The following is a 3,919-nucleotide window of genomic DNA, read 5'->3' on the forward strand; positions in this document are numbered from 1 at the left end:
GGTGCGGCTGGTGATGCCGCACAACGTCAGTGACGAGCGCAAGACGATGATCGCCGCGTACGGCGCCGAGACGGTGTTCAGCGACTCGCAGGAGGGCAGCGACGGGGCCATCGTGCTCGCGCAGCGGATGCTGAAGCAGGATCCAGACCTCTACTTCATGCCCGACCAGTACAACAATCCGTCCAACTGGAAGGCGCACTACGACGGCACCGGCGCGGAGATCTGGGAGCAGACCGCTGGGACGGTGACGCACTTCGTCGCGGCGCTGGGCACCAGCGGGACGTTCGTCGGTGTGTCGCGGCGCCTGCGCGACGAGCGCCCGGAGATGGTGTGCGTCTCGGTGCAACCGGAGGATCCGTGGCACGGCCTGGAGGGGATGAAGCACATGCCCACGGCGATCGTGCCGGCGATCTACGACCCGACCATCGCCGACGAGAACCTCTGGGCACCGACGGAGGTGTCGTACGACCTCGCCCGTGAGCTGGCGCGCCGCGAGGGCATCATGGTCGGTCACTCCAGCGGCGCGGCGCTCTGGGGTGTGCGCGAGGTCGCGGGGCAGATCGAGCGCGGCGTCATCGTCACCGTGCTCTGCGACGGTGGCAGCCGGTACCTGAGCAGCGGCCTGTACGGAGGTCGGTTGTGAACGTCGCGCTGGCCGCTGACGCCGATTCGCGTATCCGCCTGCTCGCCGTCGCGGCATATCCGAACGAGGGCTGTGGCGTGCTGATCGGCCGCTCTGACGGCGAGCGCGTGGAGGTCGTCTCGGCGACCTCCGGGACCAACACCAACACCGAACGCGCTCGCGATCGGTACGTGCTCGACCCGCTGGACATGGTGCGTGCGGACCGCGAGGCGCGCACGCTCGGCCTCGACGTCGTGGGCATCTGGCACAGCCATCCTGACCATCCGGCGATCGCGTCGCAGTTCGACAGCGATCACTCCTGGACCGACTACGTTTATCTCATCGTCAGGACCACAGTCGATGGGGCGGGTGACCTGAACGGCTTCGCCCGCAAGGACGAGGGCGAAGTGCTGGAGCAGCTTGCGCTGGCGGTCACGCCGGGCGCGGAGCCGATGCAGTGAGCCGTGCCGCGACCGCGCGCGGGCGTCCGCGCCGCCGTCGCCGTGCCGCTGAGACGGACCTCGCCACCCCGTCGGGCATCGTCGCCATCGTGGGACGTCCCAACGTCGGCAAGTCGACGCTCTTCAACCGCTTCACCGGCCAGCGCCACGCCATCGTCGACGAACTGGCTGGCCTCACGCGGGATCGCCTGTACGGGGTCACCGAGTGGAGGGGACGGCGGTTCACCGTCGTCGACACCGCCGGCCTGGACCGCTCGATGGCGCGCGACGATCCTGGGCTGGCCGTCCTCACGGCCGGCACACAGCAACAGGCGCGGCTCGCCATCGCCGAGGCGGACGTGTGCGTGCACCTGGTCGACGTCAGAGCGGGCGTGACCGCTCTCGACGAAGACGTCGCCAACATCCTGCGAACCGGTGGGAAGCCGGTGATCCTGGTGGGGAACAAGGCCGACAGCCCTGCCAATCCCCACTACGCGCACGAGCTGTACAAGCTCGGACTCGGCGAGCCGCTGTTGATCTCCGCGCTGGTCGGCACCGACACCGGGGATCTTCTCGACCGCATTGTCGACGAGCTTCCGCCGCCGAGTGAAGACGACGCCCCCGCCACGTCCGAGGAGCTGCGCCTGGCAATCATCGGCAAGCCCAATGTCGGCAAGTCGTCGCTCCTCAACGCGCTGGTGGGGCAAGAGCGGGCGCTGGTGTCGCCGCTGGCGGGGACGACACGCGATGCCGTCGACACGCTGGTCACTCACGGCGATCGCACCGTGCGACTCGTCGATACTGCCGGCATTCGCCGCCGCGGTGTCGTCGACACCAACGTCGAGCACTACAGCCTCCTTCGAGCGCTGCGCGCCCTGGAGCGCTGCGACGTCGCGCTCCTCGTCGTCGACGCCGCCGAGATCGTCGCCCAGGACAGGCACGTCGCGGGATACGCGGTGGACGCCGGCAAGGGGTTGGTGGTGATCGCCAACAAGTGGGACCTGGTGGACCAAGAGACGCGTGTCGACCCCGGGTTCCTCAAGTCCATCCACGAGGCCTTCGACTTCGTGCCCGGTGTCCCTGTCCTGACGGTGTCAGCGCTGGAGGGACGCAATGTCGGACGAGTGCTCGACGCCGCAGCCGGGGTGGCCGCCGCGCGGGCGGTGCGTATCCCGACGGCCGCGCTCAACAACCTGCTCCGCGACGCCTTTCTCGCGCATCCGCCGCGACATGACAAGGGGCGGCAGCTGAAGCTGCTGTACGCGACCCAGGCGAGCACTCCCGCTCCGACGATTGTCCTCTTCGTCAACGACCCGGAGCTCATGCACTTCGCCTACGGGCGGTACTTGGAGAACCGCATCCGCGCCGTCTTTGGATTCGCTGGGACGCGCATGCGCATCGTCGCCCGTGCACGCGCGGAGCGCGACCGCTGATGCGAGTCGCCATCGTCGGCGCGGGCTCGTGGGGAACCGCGCTAGCCCAGAGCCTCAGCACGGCCGGCTGCGATGTGCGTCTATGGGCGCGCGACCCGGATGTTGCCACTGCCCTGCGGTCGAGTCGTCGCCACCCGTGGGCACTCCCCGGCATCGCACTGAACGCCGATGTCGACGTTGATGACGAGCTTGAGCCCGCTCTCGCTCAGGCGGCTGTGGTGATCCTCGCGGTCCCCAGCCACGGCATGCGCGATATTGCTGTGGCGACGAAGCCCTGGTTGGGCGATGCCCACGTGGTCAGCGCTGCCAAGGGATTCGAGCTCGAGACTGGTCTCACCATGACAGCGGTGCTGACCGACGTCCTGGCCGGACGACCGACTTCTGTTGCGGCGTTGAGCGGCCCCAACATCGCGATCGAGGTCGCCCGCGGGCTTCCCGCTGCCACGGTGATCGCCACCGTTGACGGCCATGCGGCGGAGACGGTTCGCGACGGGTGCAACGGTGGCTCGCTCCGCTTCTACAGCAGCGACGACGTTGTGGGAGTCGAGTACGCAGGCGCGCTCAAGAACGTCGTGGCGATCGCTGCCGGTGTGTGCGACGGGATCGGCGCCGGCGACAACGGCAAGGCCGCGGTGATCACGCGCGGGCTCGCCGAGATCGCCCGTCTCGGCATCCGCGCCGGTGCGCGCGGCCTGACGTTCGCCGGCCTTGCCGGGCTGGGCGACTGCGTGGTCACCTGCGCCAGCCCGCACTCGCGCAACCGGGGGCTTGGCGAGGCGATCGGTCGCGGCATGCCCCCCGCGGACGCGATCGCGGCCAGCCAGATGGTCGTGGAGGGCGTGAACGCCACCAGGGCGGCGCTGCTGCTGGCCGAGACCCACGGTGTCGACATGCCGATCGCCCGCGAGATCCACGAGATCCTGTTCGCCGGCAAGAGCGTCGCGGCCGCCCTCAACGACCTCATGACCCGTGGCGCGGGTAACGAGCTGCGCGGGCTCGATATCGGCGAACCCGGAGCCGGCAGCCGCATCTGACCGCCGTCGGGCGCTAGAGTTGCCAGGCGCCCGGGCGGTCAACGCCCGCTCGTCGGGGAGTAGCTCAGGTGGTTAGAGTACTGGTCTGGGGGACCAGGGGTCGCAGGTTCGAGTCCTGTCTCCCCGACATCGTATTCACGACAACGCATTTGTGCGGTCGTCAGTGCCGGTCGCGGTCACGGGTCCAGTGCTCTAACCGGAAATAAGGACCTTTTCCACAAAAGGCATCATTTCCGGCCAGCTGGGTGCAGGTCAAGGTGGACGGGCTGTTCTCATAGCGTCGGATTATTCCACCCCGGTGCTTACATAGCGATTACAGTTTTGGAGTTCCACGGCTCGAGGTGAACCACCCTGGGTCTGATGGAGGCTCCACCAAACCCAGGCGATTCA

Annotated in this window: 4 protein-coding genes and 1 tRNA gene; all 5 read left to right on the forward strand. The window is 68.4% G+C overall.

All coding sequences use genetic code 11. The features are described 5' to 3' along the window. The coding region (locus JF886_RS10440; protein ID WP_337312195.1) for a PLP-dependent cysteine synthase family protein at positions 1 to 643 on the forward strand (643 nt) is incomplete at its 5' end. Next, positions 640 to 1,083 (forward strand): M67 family metallopeptidase, encoded by a 444-nt coding sequence (locus JF886_RS10445; protein WP_337312197.1) that lies wholly within the window; start codon positions 640 to 642, stop codon positions 1,081 to 1,083. The genes JF886_RS10440 and JF886_RS10445, both read left to right, overlap by 4 nt. A 77-nt stretch (positions 1,084 to 1,160) precedes the next feature. Beyond that, a complete protein-coding gene (der, locus tag JF886_RS10450) occupies positions 1,161 to 2,495 on the forward strand; it encodes a ribosome biogenesis GTPase Der (protein ID WP_337312201.1) in 1,335 nt (444 codons plus the stop codon). After that, positions 2,495 to 3,529, forward strand: a complete 1,035-nt coding sequence (locus JF886_RS10455; RefSeq protein ID WP_337312199.1) for an NAD(P)H-dependent glycerol-3-phosphate dehydrogenase — start codon at positions 2,495 to 2,497, stop codon at positions 3,527 to 3,529. The genes der and JF886_RS10455 overlap by 1 nt, the downstream gene beginning before the upstream one ends. A 53-nt stretch (positions 3,530 to 3,582) precedes the next feature. Continuing rightward, a tRNA-Pro gene (locus JF886_RS10460) sits at positions 3,583 to 3,656 on the forward strand. Positions 3,657 to 3,919: the final 263 nt, after the last annotated feature.

Source organism: Candidatus Aeolococcus gillhamiae (genome assembly GCF_016464765.1).
GTDB lineage: Bacteria > Chloroflexota > Dormibacteria > Aeolococcales > Aeolococcaceae > Aeolococcus > Aeolococcus gillhamiae.

What these genes read in the sequence shown, in the direction of transcription:
- JF886_RS10455 (WP_337312199.1), top strand. Translation starts at nt 2,495, where the DNA reads ATGCGAGTCGCCATCGTCGGCGCGGGCTCGTGGGGAACCGCGCTAGCC.